Raw genomic sequence first — 15705 nt, 5'->3', positions numbered from 1 at the left:
CTCCGAGCGGCTACGCTGCACCGGTGCCAGCGTTCGACTTCGCCGACTTCTTCCGACGACAGCCCGGTGACGACACCCCGGACCTCATCGCGATCGACGGGACGGACCGGTTCCTCATCGACGAGGCCCCGCACGTGCACGGCGACGCACTCCGCCAGCCCGGTGAGGTCGCCGTCGTCGACGACCGCTTCGGGGTGCTGACGCTCGGGCTCATCACGCAGTACGGCGCATCGGACATCCGGGTCGTGCAGGACTCCCTGGTCGGCGAGCGGGCACTCGAGGCCAACGCCGGGACGTTCGGCCTGCGCGGCTTCCACCACCCGGACTCGCTCGAGGACGCCTTCCGTGACGTCCGGCTCGTGGTCCTGCGGCTCTCGAAGTCGCACGACCGGCTCGACGAGATCGCGCGCGCGGTCGCCCGGTTCGCCGCTCCCGACGTCGTGCTGCTCTGCGGTGGCAACGTGAAGTACATGAACGTCTCCCAGAACGACGTGCTGCGGCGGTCCTTCGGGGAGGTCACCGCATCACGAGGTCGCGGCAAGTCGCGGCTCCTCATCGCGCAGGACCCGCTGCGGGCGCAGGCCAACCGCGCCGCCGCGACGAACCCGTGGCCGCGGTCGGTGCACGTCGACGACCTCGGCATGACGCTCGTGGCGCACGGTGGGGTCTTCGCCGGGACCTCGCTCGACCAGGGCACGCGCGTGCTGCTCGACGCGATGGACGATGCCGTGCCGACGGCCCGAACGGTCGTGGACCTCGGATGCGGCAACGGCGTCATCGCCGCGGCCGTGGCGCTCCGTCGGCCGGCGGTGCAGGTACTGGCGACCGACGTCTCCCGGATCGCGGTGGCGTCGACTCGGGCGACGGCGGCGGCCAACGGGGTGGCCGACCGCGTGACGGCGCTGCTGGCCGACGCCGGTGACGAGCTGGCGGTGGGATCCGCGCAGCTGGTGCTCTGCAACCCGCCGTTCCACGCGGACACCACGGTGACCACCGACGCGGCCGAGGCGATGTTCCGGAACGCGGCCACGATCCTCCAGGCCGGGGGAGAACTGTGGTGCGTCTGGAACTCGCACCTGCGGTACCGTCCCGTGCTCGAGCGCCTGGTCGGGCCGACCAGGCAGGTCGTGCGGACGCCGAAGTTCACCGTCACCGCGAGCCGGGTCATGTCGAACTAGGAATATCGAACACATAATACTTGTGTCCCGCTGATCGGGACTGCACAGTCGTCTCTGCACCGTCAGAGAGGACCTCCATGCACACTCGACCACCAGGCCGCCGGGCCCTCGTCGGCCTCACCGCACTCGTCGCGCTCGTCGCCGCGACGGGGACCGGGATCGTCGGCCACACGCCACCGGCGCACGCCGTCTCGCCGTTCCCGGTCCACGACCCCTTCGTCGACCTGCCCGTCGGCACGACCATGCCGCCGGGCTGGGCGCGCATCGCCTCGAACGACCAGCAGGCGGCGATCGTCGAGGACGGCGCCGCCGGCAAGTGGCTGCGGATGACCGACAACGCGAAGTACATGGCCTCGGCCGTGTACAACGAGGTGCCGTACGACTCCAGCCACGGACTCACTGTCGAGTTCGACCAGCGCATGTGGAGCCCGACCGACACCGGGTACGCCGACGGCATCGGGTTCTTCCTGCAGGACGCCGCGGTCCCGCTCGACTCGATCGGACCGGTGGGCGGTGGGCTCGGGTACCACGACGGCAAGTCCGCGTGCTCGGCCGGGCTCGACGGCGGCGTCGTCGGCGTCGGGTTCGACCGGTTCGGCAACTTCGCGCTGCCGGACGCCGTCCCGAACGCGGTGACCGTCCGCGGTGCCGAGGCCCAGTGCTACCCGGTCCTCGCCACGACGGGCGACCAGGGCAACGGGTTCCTCGAGGACCGGGGTGCCGATGCCGCGACCGCGACCTACCGGCACGTGCAGGTGGACGTCGTGCCCAGGGCTGAAGGCGGGATCACGGCCATCGTGACGATGTCCGGTGCGACGGCGATCGGCTCGGAGCCGGACGCGCTCCGGCAGGTGATCTCGACCGACCTGCCCGCGACGGCGCTGCCCGACCGGATGCGGTTCGGGTTCAGCGCGTCGACCGGCGGTCGAGCGGAGTTCCACGAGATCCGCAACGTCCGGGCGACGCAGCCGACGGACGTCGTCACGACCGCCTCGGTGGACGGGACGGGGCCGGTGACCCCGGGCGACGACGTGACCTTCCGGGTGCGCTCCGAGAACCGTGGGCCGGCGACGATCGGTGGGCCGGCCGACGCCGTGGCCCGGACCGTCGCAATGGTCCAGGACCTGCCGCTCGACGACGTCACGTGGACGTGTGAGGGGACCGGCGGAGCGGCGTGCGGGAAGGACGGCGCGACCGGTGCCGGTACGGGGCCCGTCGCCTCGGACTGGACTGCTCCGCCCGGGGGTGCGGTGACGATGGTCGGCCGGGGGACGGTGCCGGTCACCACGCGGACGGGGACGTACACGGCGCCGGCGGAGAGCGTCACGGACTTCGCCGCCGGACGCTTCGACGAGGGCCTCGCCGCCGTCGCCCGCGACGGCTCGGTGAGCGACGTCGACCTGACGAACAACACCGACACGATCGGCTTCGACGTCGTGCTGCCGGAAGCCGAGGCGTCGGACGACGCCGTCACGGGCGAGCAGGGCGAGCCGGTGACCGTCGACGTGGTGGGGAACGACGCGCTCGACGGCAGCGGCCCGGACCTCGGGTCCGTCCGGCTGACCGACGACGGGCTCGAGGGCGCCGAGCTGTCCGACGACGGGAAGACGCTGCGGGTCCCCGGTGAGGGCACCTACGTGGTCGACGACCATGGGCGGGTGACGTTCACGCCGGAGCCGTCGTTCACCGGGGCGGCGTCGCCGGTGCGGTACGAGGTCACCTCGAACGCCGGGCAGGTCGCGACGGCGGTCCTGCGGGTCGAGGTGTCGGCGGAAGCGGTGGGGCCGACGCCGACGCCGTCGCCCACGGCTCCGGTCCCGACGCCCGGTCCGTCCGTGCCGGGTCCGGGCGGCCCGGGCTCCGGCGGGGCTGGCCCTGGCGGGGCTGGGTCCGGCGTGGCACCGGGTGGTGCGGGTGGGAGCGGGTCTGCGTCGACGGTCGGGTCGTCGCTCGACTCGTCGGTCACCGGCCCGTCGAGCCTCGCCTGGACCGGAGCGCGTGGGCTGCTCGTCGCGAGCGTCCTCGGCCTCGGGCTCGCACTGACCGGCGGCGTGCTGCTCGTCCTGCGCCGCCGACACCGGATGGAGTGACCGCGGACCTGGGCCGTGCGGGGGTCGTCCTCCGCGCGGCTCAGGCCGTGGGCGCGCGGCGGCTCAGGCTCTGGGCGCTCGGCGGCTCAGGCCGTCGGCGCGCCGCCGAGCCTCGCGGTGACCTCGGCGATGTGGACGTCGTAGTGGAGGCCCAGCGCGTGCATCGCCTCGGTCGCCAGGACGGCGTCGCCCGTGTCGATCGCGCGGTCGAGCAGCGTGAGGACGTCCTCGATGTCCCACTGCCGGAAGAGCGGCGCGTCGTCGAACACGAACGCGAGGCGGCTGAGTGCGAGTCGGAGGTTGCCGGCGATCCAGGGGTTCTGCGTGTGTGCGCCGAAGACACGGGAGAGCTCGACCATCGTCAACGTGTACGCGAAGTCCCGGGTCCGTGCCTGTCGGCGAGCGGCGGCGACGACCGCGCGGAGCTGCGTCCGGCCGCGTGCGCTCAGCGCCGGGATCGCCCACGACGCGCACATCTCCTGCAGCGTCGCGGCGAGCTGCAGGGAGTCGACCCAGTGCCGCACGTCGGGCCGGACGATCCGGATCGCCTCCGGGTCCGCCGGTGGCGTCGCGATCAGCCCCATGAGCTCGAGCCGACGGAACAGTGGCATGAGGACGAGCACGGACTGGCGGAGCCGGGCGGCGATCTCCCGCGCTCGGTACGTCCGGTCGCGTTCCAGGGTGCCGTCACGCACCATCGCGAGCAGGTCCCACCAGAGGTCGTCGGGCGTCCACGTCGCCCAGAACGGTGCGTCAGCCGCCGAGGAGGTCGCGGCGAGGAGCTCGTCGGGCGTGTGCCCGAGCGGCTCGGCGCAGGCGACGAGGTTCCCCTCCCAGACCCGCGCGAGCACGTGGGCCGCCCGCGCCGCCGCCGCCGGGGTCCGGTACCGGGCCGCCTGCTGCGACGCGGCGATCCACTCCTCGACGTCGGTGTTCCGGAAGGGGACCGACGGGTCGACGCCGAACCGGACACGCTCGAGTGCCCGGTTCGCCAGCCCGGCGAGGACGGGGTTCGGGGTGCGGTCGATCCAGAAGCGCAGCGTCGCCCAGAAGGCGGGGTCGAGGTCGGCGGTCCGGAGCGCCGCCGCCCGTCGCAGATCGTCGGCGGACGCGGCGTGTGCGGGTTCGTCCTCGGCGGTGAGCGTCGGGACGGCCGACCGCACGACCCCTTCGAGCAGGCCGACGAGCAGCCGGCCGTTGTCCACCCACGCGGGCACCGAGAGGGTCCCGAACCGCAGCTCGGCGGCACCGACGAAGGTCACGAGTCCGACGTCGGCGAGCCGTTCGAGGACACCGTGCAGCACAGCAGGGTCGAGGTCGAGGCGTCCGGACAGCGCGAGTTCGTCGTGGTCGACGTCGCGGGCGAGGGAGCCGTCACGGATCGCACCGAGCACCGACTGGTACGCGTCGCGGAACTGCGGCGTCCAGCCGTCGTCGTGCCGATCCGCGGCGGGCATGCCCCGAGCGTAGTGCGGAACGACGCCGCGACCCGGGCGGAACGGCGAAGCCGCCCGGGCGGACCCGGACGGCTTCGTCGTGTGTGCGCCCCGCAGGGCGTGGCGGCCGGACGGCCGCGTGACCGATCAGGCCGGCACGTAGTCGAACGTGTCGGGGTCCGGACCGGTGCGGTGGCCCTTGTCGAGGCCGGTGATGTCGGTGACGTCCTCGTCCGAGAGCTCGAAGTCGAAGATGTCGAAGTTCTCCTCGACGCGGGCACGGGTGACCGACTTCGGGAACACGATGTCGCCGCGCTGGATGTGCCAGCGGAGGACGACCTGTGCCGGGGACTTGTCGTGCGCCCGCGCGATGCGGGTGATGGTCTCGTCGTCGAGCACGAGGCCCTGCGCGATGGGCGACCAGGCCTCGGTCGCGATGCCGAGCTCACGGTTGACGGCGCGGAGTTCCTCCTGCGCGAGGTACGGGTGCACCTCGATCTGGTTCGCCGCCGGCGGGACGTCCGTCTCGGCGATGAGGCGACGGAGGTGGTGCGCCTGGAAGTTGCTCACGCCGATGCTGCGCGAGGTGCCCGCGTGGTAGAGCTCCTCGAGCGCCTTCCAAGTCGGGACGAAGTCCGACACGGTGGGCAGCGGCCAGTGGATCAGGAACAGGTCGGTGTAGCCGCCGAGCAGGTCGGCCGACTTCTTGCCGTTCTCGGCAGCCGCCTCGGGCGCGTGGAAGCCGTTGTTGAGCTTCGAGGTGACGAAGATCTCCTCGCGGGGGATCCCGGACTCGGCGATCGCCTCGCCGACCTCTTTCTCGTTGCCGTACATCTCGGCGGTGTCGATGTGGCGGTAGCCGACCTCGAGCGCGGCGAGCGTGGCGGCCTTCGTCTCGGAGGGGTCGATCTGGAAGACGCCGAAGCCGAGCTGCGGGATCGTCTTGCCGTCGTTCAGGGTGATGTTCGGAACGGTCATGGTGTCATGCAACCAAACGTCCCTCAGCGTCCATTCCAGGAACGTCCAGGGTCGACGACCCCGGGCGTGCCGCTCAGGACAGCGAGGCGTCGATGTACGCCTGCAGCGCCTGCCCGTACGCGATCGCCGGGGTCTCCGAGGCGAAGCTCCGGTCGGTGCCGCCGATGGTGGCGGTGACCGTGAACACCACGCGAGCGGGCAGCTGCACCCGGGTCAGCCCGACGAAGGCCGGCCCGAGGAGCTCGCGCAGCTGGTCCTCGCGCGGCAGCCACAGCGACTCGGTGGCGGTGACCGAGTCGAGCGCCCACTCGGTGGTGCCGTTGAACCCGAGGATCGTCCCGGTGGGGGAGTCGTGCCGCTCGACGGTCATCTCGGACACCGTGTAGACGTCCTCGTCCACGCCCGGCTTGTCGATGACGAACCGGTCGCCGGTCTCGGGGTGCCAGCGGAGTCCGGCGTCGCGGAGGGCCCTGGCGAGTTCGACGGTGATCACGTCTCCACCCTGCACGACGGCAGGCGCGGTGTCACCAGGAAGGCGGGCGGGTGTCACCAGGAAGGCACGACCGGAGCACCGCGTGCGTCCCACATAGCTCGCCGAAAGCATCCCGTACTAGCATCTCCGAGCACCGTCCGCCGAAGAGAAGGACCCGCATGACCCTCGAACGCGAGGAACTCCGCGACGGCTGGACCGTGACGATCGCCGGGGACGCCGTCCCCGCGGGCGCCCCGGCCGACATCACGGAACGCATCATCCCGGCGACGGTGCCGGGGCAGGTGCACACCGACCTGGAGCGTGCCGGGCTGCTGCCCGACCCGACGTTCCACCTGAACGAGCAGGCCGCGAAGTGGGTCGGCCGGTCCGACTGGGCCTACCGCTGCACGGTCGACGTCGACCCGCACGGCTTCGAACGGGTCGACCTCGTCTGTGACGGCCTCGACACCGTGGCCGAGCTGAGCCTCGACGGCGTCGTCGTCGGCACCACCCGGAACATGCACCGCCGCTACCGGTTCGACGCGCGGGTGCAGACCGGTTCCTCGGACGCGACGACGAAGGACCTCGAGATCCTGTTCGAGTCGCCGTACCGGGAAGCCGGACGCGTCGCCGCGAAGGCCGGCAGCATGCCCGGGCCGTACGCCGAGCCGTTCCCGTACATCCGGAAGATGGCGTCGAACTTCGGCTGGGACTGGGGACTCACCGCCGTGACGAGCGGTCCGTGGCGCCCGGTCGCGGTCGAGCGCTGGTCCACCGCCCGCCTGCGCGAGGTGCGGCCGCTGGTCGACGTCGAGGCGGGCGAGGGCGTCCTCGACACCCACATCACGGTCGAGCGCTCCGGACTGAACGACCTCGACCAGGACGGCGAGGACGACGACCTCGTGCTCGTCGTGACCGTGAGCGGGACCACCGAGGCGGGCGAACCGACCCGGCAGCGGTCGCGCGCGCAGCTCACGCCGAAGGACGACGAGACCGTCGTCACGGTGCGGGTGCCGGATGCGCAGCGCTGGTGGCCGCGCGGCTACGGCACGCCTGCGCAGTACGACGTGGTCGTCGAGCTGCAGACCGTCGAGGGCGAGGTCCTCGACCGCGACGTGTTCCGCACCGGCTTCCGGTCGACGCGGATCGACACCCAGGTCGACCAGGTCGGCCGGCCGTTCGGCATCCACGTCAACGGCACCCTCATCGACGTGCGTGGCGTGAACTGGATCCCCGACGACGTCATCGTCTCCCGTGTCGACCGTGCGCGGCTCGCGTCGCGCCTCGAGGCTGCCGCGTCGATCGGCACGAACCTCGTCCGGGTGTGGGGCGGCGGCGTCTACGAGTCCCGTGACTTCTACGAGCTCTGCGACGAGCTCGGTCTGCTCGTCTGGCAGGACTTCCCGTTCGCGTGCGCGGCCTACCCCGAGGTCGAGCCGATCCGCAGCGAGGTCATCGCCGAGGCGCGGGACAACGTCGCCCGTCTGGCCCGGCACGCTTCGCTGGTGCTCTGGAACGGCAACAACGAGAACATCTGGCTGCACGGCGTCGACAACTGGGGCGAGGAGCTCGGCGACCGCGGCTGGGGGCTCGACTACTACCTCGACCTGCTCCCGACGATCGTGGACGCGGTCGACCCGTCGCGCTTCTACACGGTGGCGTCGCCGTGGTCGGGCTCCGAGTCGCTGTTCGCGAACGACGTCGACCACGAGACCCACCACTCGTGGGACGTCTGGAACCGCCTGCCCGACACCGCCTACCGGGACTCGGTACCGCGGTTCGTGTCCGAGTTCGGCTGGCAGGCACCGCCCGCGTGGCGGACGCTGCGGGACGGCGTCGCCGACGAGGTCCTGTCGCAGGACTCGCCCGGGGTCGTCCACCACCAGAAGGCCACCGACGGCATGGGCAAGCTCGCCCGTGGACTCGAGCCGAGCTTCGGCACCGGGCCGTTCTCGTTCGATGCGTGGCACTACCTGACGCAGCTGCAGCAGTCACGGGCCATCGCGACGGGCGTGGAGCACTGGCGCACGCACTGGCCGCGCAACACCGGTGTCGTGATGTGGCAGCTGAACGACCTGTGGCCGGTGTCGTCGTGGTCGGCGATCGACTCCGCGGGGCGGCTGAAGCCGCTCGCGCACGAGCTCCGTCGCCTGTACGACGACGTGCTGCTCACGATCCGTCCGGTGTCGACGGTGTCCTCGTCGGTCACGTCGTCCGCGTCGAACGCCGACCGGCCTGGAGGCGCGGATCACCCAGACCGGTCGGCCACCGCCAGCGAGACGGCTGATCTGGGTGACCTGGCGGACACGTTGTCGTTGGGCGTCTCGCCCGGCGCGTTCGGGTCCTCGCCCATCGAGGTCGCGGTCCGGTCCACCCGGGGTGGCCACGACAGCGTGGTCCGGGTGCGCCGCATCACCCTGTCCGGCGCGATCCTCGCCGAAGCGTCCTTGCCGGTGCGCTTGTCCGCCGCCGGGGTCGCCGTGGTGGCGCTGCCCGAGTCGGTCGGCGTCGTCGACGACCCGGCGAACGAGCTGGTCGTGGCGGACATGGACTGGCGCCGCGCGGTCTGGACCCCCGGCCCGGACGTCGACATGCGCTGGGAACCTGCCCGCTACCGGGTGTCGTGCACGCCCGTCGAGGGCGGTGTGGACCTGGTGGTCGATGCCGACTCGCTCGTGCGCGACCTGCTCGTCCAGCCCGACCGGGTCTCGGCCGACGGCGCCGTGGACCGCGGGTTCATGACCCTGCTGCCCGGGGAGCGCGTGGTGTTCCGGCTCACCGGTGTGGCCGAGGCCGACGTCCCGGCGCTGCTCGCGGCTCCGGTGCTCTGGAGCCTCGATCGTGCGCTCGGCTGTTGATATGCGAAACGACACAGTGATATATTCGTAGCACGCCGCTCGCAGTCGTGACCCGAACGACTCCGGCGTCCGGTCGACCCCTCGTCGATCCGGTCGACAGGAGGTCCCACGATGTCGCTCGCGATGCGTCCGCCAACCCAGCTGCCCGTCCCGGCGTCGGCGCCCGTCAAGGCGCCGGCCGGTGCGCGCCGCGGGTTCACCCCGATGGTCGCCCTGCTCGACGTCGTGCTCCTGGTCGTCGCCTTCGGGCTCGCCCACGTCGTGCGGTTCCCGTGGGAGCTCTCGACCGGCACCGTGCAGGCCGGGTGGATCGAGTTCGTCGTCGCCCCGGCGATCGTGGTCGTCTGGATGACACTGCTGTCGGCCTTCCGCACGCGCGACCCGCGCATCGCCGGCATCGGGGGTGACGAGTACCGGCGGCTCCTCACCGCCAGCCTCATCACCGGTGCCAGCGTGGCCGTCCTGGCGTACGCGTCGCAGCTCGACCTGGCCCGGGGGTACGTCGCGATCGCCTTCCCGCTCGGGATCCTGTTCCTGGTCATCGGCCGCAAGGTGGTCCGGTCCGCACTCGCCCGCAGTCGTGCCCGCGGTGAACGCCTGCAGGACGTCCTGCTCGTCGGGGACACCGAGGACGTCCGCTACGTCGGTCGGCGGATCGCGTCGACGCCCGGGGCCGGCTACCGCGTCCGTGCCGTCGTGACCGACTGCGAGCCCGTCGGCGTCACCATCGGGCTCGGTGCCGCCACCGCACCGGTCGTCGGCGGGATCGACGACGTCCTCGACCTCGCCCGCGCCCAGGGGGTGTCGGCGGTCGTCGTCGCCGGTGCCGTCCGTGGTGGGCACGAACGCCTGCGCCGGCTCGGCTGGCAGCTCGAGGAGCACGGCGTCGAGCTCGTCGTCTCGTCGCCGCTCGCCGACATCGCCGCCGGTCGGGTGCACGAACGTCCGGTCGACGGACTCCCGCTCATGCACGTCGAGACCCCGGACTACCGCCGTCGGGCGGGCAAGCGGCTGCTCGACGTCACCGGTGCCGGCATCGGGTTGCTGCTGCTCGCGCCGGTGCTCGCAGTCGTGGCGCTGGTGATCCGGTCGGACGACGGCGGGCCGGTCTTCTTCCGGCAGGTCCGGGTGGGACGTGGGGGTGCGGAGTTCTCGATCCTGAAGTTCCGCACGATGTGCGTGGACGCCGAAGCCCGCGTGGCTGCGCTGCACGCCGACAACGACGGCGCCGGTCCGCTGTTCAAGATGAAGGACGACCCGCGCATCACCCGGGTCGGGGCCTTCCTGCGGCGGACCTCGCTCGACGAGCTCCCGCAACTGTGGAACGTCCTCACCGGCACGATGAGCCTGGTCGGCCCCCGCCCGGCGCTCCCGCGCGAGGTCGCCCTGTACGAGGACTTCGCCGACCGCAGACTGCTCGTGACCCCGGGCATCACCGGGTTGTGGCAGGTCAGCGGCCGGTCCGACCTGGACTGGGTGGACGGAGTTCGGCTCGACCTGCACTACGTCGAGAACTGGTCGTTCCTGCACGACCTGGTGATCCTCGCCCGGACGGTGCCGTCGGTGCTCCGGTCGCGCGGCGCGTACTGAGTCGCGGGGCGCTGCCACCGGGCTGCGCGGCACTTCCCTGTGCGAACGGTGTCCGTTCCCACGCCCGGCCTGGGCATCGGCGGGCGGGGGAGTTACGATGGGTGCACACGGACTTCCGCCGCGTCGGTCGAAGACGACCCACGAACGGCGACCAGTTCCAGATCAAGGAGTCATGATGCTCGGAAACCTCGGCGGCATTCACCTGCTGATCATCCTCGGGATCGTCATCCTGCTGTTCGGCGCGACCAAGCTCCCGGCGCTCGCCAAGGGCCTCGGCCAGTCGATCAACATCTTCAAGAAGGAGATGTCGGACGACGACAAGAAGGCAGCGCAGGCGGACCCCACGGTGCAGAACACCGCTGCCGAGCCCGCAGCCCCCGCAGCGCAGCCGGTCGTGAACCCCGGCCCGTCGGTGCAGCCGAACTCGGACACCCGGCGCTAGGCACCCCAGAACTCAGGACCCCAGCCCCGTCCTGTCGGTAGCCCCCGTGACCACATCGGTCGCGGGGGCTTCGTCGTGCCGGTGCCGGTGCCGGTGCTGGTGGCGCGGACCGCAGGGGTGGTCCTGGCGGGGACTGCCCGTCGCCGGTCGTCGGGTGGAGGATGAGCGCATGACCACGACTCCGGCCACACCGGCCACCGCACCGCTCCGCGACGATCGGCGGATCGTGCTGGTGGTCGCGATCCTGGCCTCGTTCGTGGTCGGGCTGGACTCGAGCGTCGTGAACGTCGCGCTCCCGGCGATCCGGCAGGAGCTCGGCGGGGGGCTCGTCGTGCAGCAGTGGGTCGTCGACGCCTACCTGGTGACGCTCGGGTCGCTCATCCTCGTCGCCGGGTCGCTGTCCGACGTGTTCGGCCGCGTGCGCATCATCACGTGGGGGCTCGTCGTGTTCGGCGTCGCCTCGGTCGCGTGTGCGATCGCCCCGACCGGCGAGGTCCTCATCGTCGCCCGGGCGCTCCAGGGCGTCGGGGGAGCGCTCGTCACCCCGAGTGCGCTCGCGCTCATCGTGGCGGCCTTCCGCGGGGCGGCGCAGTCGAAGGCCATCGGCACGTGGACGGCATGGTCGAGCGCGGCGACGATCCTCGGACCTGTGGTCGGCGGCCTGGTCGTCGACAGCATCGGCTGGCGGTGGATCTTCGTCCTGACGGCGGTCCCGATCGCGGTGACGATCCCCCTGGTGCTGCGGATCACCGGCGACGTGCACCCCGCCACTCGCCCGCGCATCGACGTGGTCGGTGCCGCGCTCGCGGTGGTCGGGGTGGGCGGTGTGGTGCTCGGGCTCATCGAACAGGAGCGGCTCGGGTGGGGTGCGCCCGTGGTGGTCGCGGCGCTCGTGCTCGGCGCTGCGGCACTCGCGGCCTTCGTGCCGTGGGAGCTCCGGGTGACCAGGACGACGGGAGCGCCGCTCGTGCCGCTCGCGCTGTTCCGTGCGCGCAACTTCGCGGTCGGCAACCTCGCGACGCTGTCCATCTACGGTGCCCTGAGCATGGTCTTCTTCGTCGTGACCCTGTTCCTGCAGGAGGTCTGGGGCTTCCCGGCCTGGCTCGCTGGGCTCGCGACGCTGCCCCCGACGGTGATCCTGCTGCTGGTGTCCTCGGCGGTCGGCGGGCTGGCCGGGCGCTTCGGGCCGCGGTGGTTCATGGCCGCGGGACCGGCGGTCGCGGCGGGCGGCTCGCTCCTGATGCTGCTGGTCGGCGCGCAGCCCGGCGGCTACTGGACCGGCGTCTTCCCGGGTCTGGTGCTCATCGGCTTCGGGATCGCCCTCATGGTGACCCCGCTGACCAGCGCCGTGCTCGGGTCGGTGCCGCAGTCCGAGGCCGGGGTCGGTTCCGCCGTGAACAACGCCATCGCGCGCATCGCCGGCCTCGTGATGGTGGCGCTCGCGGGCGTGGTGCTCGGCGGTGAGATGAGCGTCGCCGGCCTGCACCGGGCGGTCGTCGTGATGGCGGTGCTGCTCCTCGCCGGGGCGATCGTCAGCGCGGTCGGGATCCGCAACCCGAAGGCGGAATGACCACGTGCGGAGTAAAGTTGAGTCAAGTAGGCTCAACCAGCCGGACCACCAGGACAACGAGAGGAAGGACGGAACGCATGGCGAACCTCCAGGGCGCCCCTGACTCGCAGGAGCAGCAGAAGACCGCGCTCGAGCAGTACGGCATCGACCTCACCGCGGTCGCCCGCAGCGGCAAGCTCGACCCCGTGATCGGCCGCGACGCCGAGATCCGGCGGGTCTCGCAGGTGTTGACCCGCCGCACCAAGAACAACCCCGTGCTCATCGGGGAACCCGGCGTCGGCAAGACCGCCGTCGTCGAGGGACTCGCCCAGCGCATCGTCGCCGGGGACGTCGCCGACTCCCTCAAGGACAAGCGGCTCGTGTCGCTCGACATGTCCGCCCTCATCGCCGGCGCGAAGTACCGCGGCGAGTTCGAGGAGCGGCTGAAGGCCGTCCTCAAGGAGATCAACGACTCCGACGGCCAGGTCATCACGTTCATCGACGAGCTGCACACGCTGATGGGCGCCGGTGGTGGAGAGGGCTCCGTGGCCGCGTCGAACATGCTGAAGCCGATGCTGGCGCGCGGCGAGCTCCGGCTCATCGGTGCGACGACGCTCGACGAGTACCGGGAGTACATCGAGAAGGACGCCGCACTCGAGCGTCGCTTCCAGCAGGTCTACGTCGGCGAGCCCAGCGTCGAGGACACCGTCGCGATCCTCCGCGGGCTCAAGGAGCGCTACGAGGCGCACCACAAGGTGACCATCAACGACTCCGCCCTCGTCGCGGCCTCGGCCCTGTCCGACCGGTACATCTCCGGCCGCCAGCTGCCCGACAAGGCAATCGACCTCATCGACGAGGCGGCGAGCCGGCTCCGCATGGAGATCGACTCCAGCCCCGTCGAGATCGACGAGCTGAAGCGGAACGTCGACCGGCTCCGCGTCGAGGAGTTCGCGCTCAAGCAGGAGAAGGACGACGCCTCGAAGGCCCGCCTCGAGACCCTGCGGAACGAGCTCCGCTCGCGCGAGGAACGGCTCGGCGAACTCGAGACCCGCTGGCAGGCGGAGCGCGCGAGCCTGAACCGCATCGGTGAGTTGAAGCAGCGCATCGACGAACTCAACATGCAGGAGTCCCGCGCCGAGCGTGAGAACGACTACGAGGCCGTCTCGCGCATCCGGTACGTCGAGCTGCCGCAGATCGAGCGGGAGCTCGCCGCCGCCGAGCAGGCCGAGTCAGCCGACCGGATGGTGAACGACAGCGTCACCGACGAGGACATCGCCGCCGTGATCGCACAGTGGACGGGCATCCCGATGGGGCGCCTGCTGCAGGGTGAGACCGAGAAGCTGCTGCACCTCGAGAACGAACTCGGCCGCCGCATCATCGGGCAGCGGAGCGCCGTCACCGCGGTCTCCGAGGCCGTCCGGCGCACCCGTGCCGGCATCTCCGACCCGGACCGTCCGACGGGGTCGTTCCTGTTCCTCGGCCCGACCGGCGTCGGCAAGACCGAGCTGGCCAAGGCGCTCGCCGAGTTCCTGTTCGACGACGAGAAGGCCCTCGTCCGCATCGACATGAGCGAGTACGGCGAGAAGCACTCGGTCGCCCGGCTGATCGGTGCGCCCCCCGGGTACGTCGGCTACGAGGCCGGCGGGCAGCTCACCGAGGCAGTCCGTCGCCGCCCGTACTCGGTGATCCTGCTCGACGAGGTCGAGAAGGCCCACAGCGAGGTCTTCGACGTCCTGCTCCAGGTGCTCGACGACGGACGGCTCACCGACGGCCAGGGCCGGACCGTGGACTTCCGGAACACGATCATGGTGCTGACGTCGAACCTCGGCTCGCAGTTCCTGACCGACACCACCCTCGACGCCGACCAGCGCGAGGCAGCGGTGCGCGAGATGGTGCAGCAGGCCTTCCGTCCGGAGTTCATCAACCGGCTCGACGACATCGTGGTGTTCCAGGCGCTGACCGAGGAGGACCTCGGGCAGATCGTCTCGCTCTACGTCGACCGACTCGCCCGGCGCCTGTCCGACCGGCGGCTCGAACTCGCAGTCACGCCGGACGCCCGCGAATGGCTCGCCGAGCGCGGCTACGACGCGGTGTACGGCGCGCGGCCGCTCCGCCGGCTCATGCAGCGGCAGATCGACGACCAGCTGGCGCGGGCGATCCTCGGCGGCGAGGTCCGGGACGGCGACACCGTCCGGGTGGACGTCGCCGACGGCGGCGACGCCCTGACGGTCGAGCCCTTCGAACTGGCGGAGATCGTCGAGGAGTGAGCGTGCGTCCGCCCCGCGGCAGGGGTGACCGACGGGAGGCCCGTCACCGGTTCCTGGGATCGGTGACGGGCCTCCAGGCTTACGGTCCAGGGCATGCCTGAAATCCGCCTGTTCCGTCGCCTCACCGACTCCGTCGAGCACGCGAGCGTGCTCGATCCGGCCGTCGACATCGACCGGGCGGTGGTGAACGCCCTCGCCAAGCCGAAGGCGCTGCGCCAGCTGCTGCACGGGGTGCCGTTCGGGCACCCGCTGCACCCGCTCATGGTGCAGGTGCCGCTCGGGGCATGGATCTCGGCGGCGGTGCTCGACCTGCTCGGCGGGAAGGGCAACGCGAAGGCCGCGAAGACCCTGGTCGGGGTCGGACTCGTCTCGTCCGGCAGCGCCTCCGTCGCCGGCTACGTCGACTGGTCGGAGCTCGACCGCGAGCAGCTCCGGACCGGCTGGGTGCACCAGGCCGTGAACTGGGTCGGCATCTCGCTCTACGGGTTCTCGTGGCTGCAGCGGAAGCGGGGCAACCACGGTGCGGGCAAGCTCCTCGGGTTCGCGGGCCTCGCGGTCGTCGGCGTCGGCGGCTACCTCGGCGGTCACCTGGCGTACCGACAGCGTGCAGGCGTCAGCCGCGACGGCGAGGTCCCGTTCGACCGCTGATCCGGGGCGCCACGGTTACGGGGGCGAAACACCGCCTCCGACAGGATCGCCGGCATGGACCACCTCAGCATCGACACCGTCCCGCTCGCCGTCTTCCCGAGCCCGCGCGGCACCGAGTTCGTCATCCACATCGACGAGCAGGCGGGTGTCGTCCATGTCGACCCAGCCGCCTCATAGGAACTCTGCATGTAATACAT

12 protein-coding genes are annotated in these 15705 nt (G+C 71.6%); 9 read left to right on the top strand and 3 right to left on the bottom strand.

The window, feature by feature from the left end:
* Positions 1 to 23 precede the first annotated feature (23 nt).
* Together EDF19_RS04570 and EDF19_RS04565 are read left to right on the top strand one after the other, a co-directional pair.
* Positions 24 to 1178: a class I SAM-dependent methyltransferase gene (locus tag EDF19_RS04570; protein WP_123679695.1), complete on the top strand. Its 1155-nt coding sequence runs from the start codon at positions 24 to 26 to the stop codon at positions 1176 to 1178.
* Between the two features lie 77 nt (positions 1179 to 1255).
* Entirely contained in the window at positions 1256 to 3268 is a 2013-nt protein-coding gene (locus EDF19_RS04565) for a lectin-like domain-containing protein (RefSeq protein ID WP_123679694.1), read from the top strand.
* An 86-nt stretch (positions 3269 to 3354) separates the two neighbouring features.
* Here EDF19_RS04565 and EDF19_RS04560 read toward each other — a convergent pair whose 3' ends face one another.
* From EDF19_RS04560 to EDF19_RS04550, 3 genes are all read right to left on the bottom strand, one after another.
* On the bottom strand, positions 3355 to 4725 hold the full coding sequence (locus EDF19_RS04560) for a hypothetical protein (protein ID WP_123679693.1): 1371 nt from the start codon (positions 4723 to 4725) through the stop codon (positions 3355 to 3357).
* A gap of 126 nt (positions 4726 to 4851) precedes the next feature.
* Positions 4852 to 5682, bottom strand: coding sequence for an aldo/keto reductase (locus EDF19_RS04555; protein WP_123679692.1), 831 nt, complete (start codon positions 5680 to 5682; stop codon positions 4852 to 4854).
* A 73-nt stretch (positions 5683 to 5755) separates the two neighbouring features.
* Complete coding sequence (locus EDF19_RS04550; protein WP_123679691.1) at positions 5756 to 6175, bottom strand: pilus assembly protein CpaE; 420 nt, start codon at positions 6173 to 6175, stop codon at positions 5756 to 5758.
* A 158-nt stretch (positions 6176 to 6333) separates the two neighbouring features.
* Between EDF19_RS04550 and EDF19_RS04545 the strand changes: the two genes are divergently transcribed.
* From EDF19_RS04545 to EDF19_RS19350, 7 genes are all read left to right on the top strand, one after another.
* Positions 6334 to 9012: a glycoside hydrolase family 2 protein gene (locus tag EDF19_RS04545; protein ID WP_123679690.1), complete on the top strand. Its 2679-nt coding sequence runs from the start codon at positions 6334 to 6336 to the stop codon at positions 9010 to 9012.
* A 123-nt stretch (positions 9013 to 9135) separates the two neighbouring features.
* A complete protein-coding gene (locus tag EDF19_RS04540) occupies positions 9136 to 10602 on the top strand; it encodes a sugar transferase (protein WP_185022669.1) in 1467 nt (488 codons plus the stop codon).
* A 172-nt stretch (positions 10603 to 10774) separates the two neighbouring features.
* Positions 10775 to 11044 carry a twin-arginine translocase TatA/TatE family subunit gene (gene tatA / locus EDF19_RS04535; RefSeq protein WP_395859494.1) on the top strand — a complete coding sequence of 90 codons (270 nt, stop codon included), beginning with the start codon at positions 10775 to 10777 and terminating at the stop codon, positions 11042 to 11044.
* 169 nt (positions 11045 to 11213) lie between these two features.
* Positions 11214 to 12614, top strand: a complete 1401-nt coding sequence (locus tag EDF19_RS04530; RefSeq protein WP_123679688.1) for an MFS transporter — start codon at positions 11214 to 11216, stop codon at positions 12612 to 12614.
* Positions 12615 to 12691: 77 nt separating this feature from the next.
* Complete coding sequence (locus tag EDF19_RS04525) at positions 12692 to 14860, top strand: ATP-dependent Clp protease ATP-binding subunit (RefSeq protein ID WP_123679687.1); 2169 nt, start codon at positions 12692 to 12694, stop codon at positions 14858 to 14860.
* A 93-nt stretch (positions 14861 to 14953) separates the two neighbouring features.
* Entirely contained in the window at positions 14954 to 15508 is a 555-nt protein-coding gene (locus EDF19_RS04520; protein WP_123679686.1) for a DUF2231 domain-containing protein, read from the top strand.
* Between the two features lie 54 nt (positions 15509 to 15562).
* Complete coding sequence (locus EDF19_RS19350; RefSeq protein WP_260216922.1) at positions 15563 to 15685, top strand: hypothetical protein; 123 nt, start codon at positions 15563 to 15565, stop codon at positions 15683 to 15685.
* Positions 15686 to 15705: the final 20 nt, after the last annotated feature.

It is taken from the genome of Curtobacterium sp. PhB115, from assembly GCF_003752025.1.
Classification (GTDB): domain Bacteria; phylum Actinomycetota; class Actinomycetes; order Actinomycetales; family Microbacteriaceae; genus Curtobacterium.
Note: the sequence above shows the minus strand (reverse complement) of the source record. Positions and strands in the feature narration are given on the sequence as shown.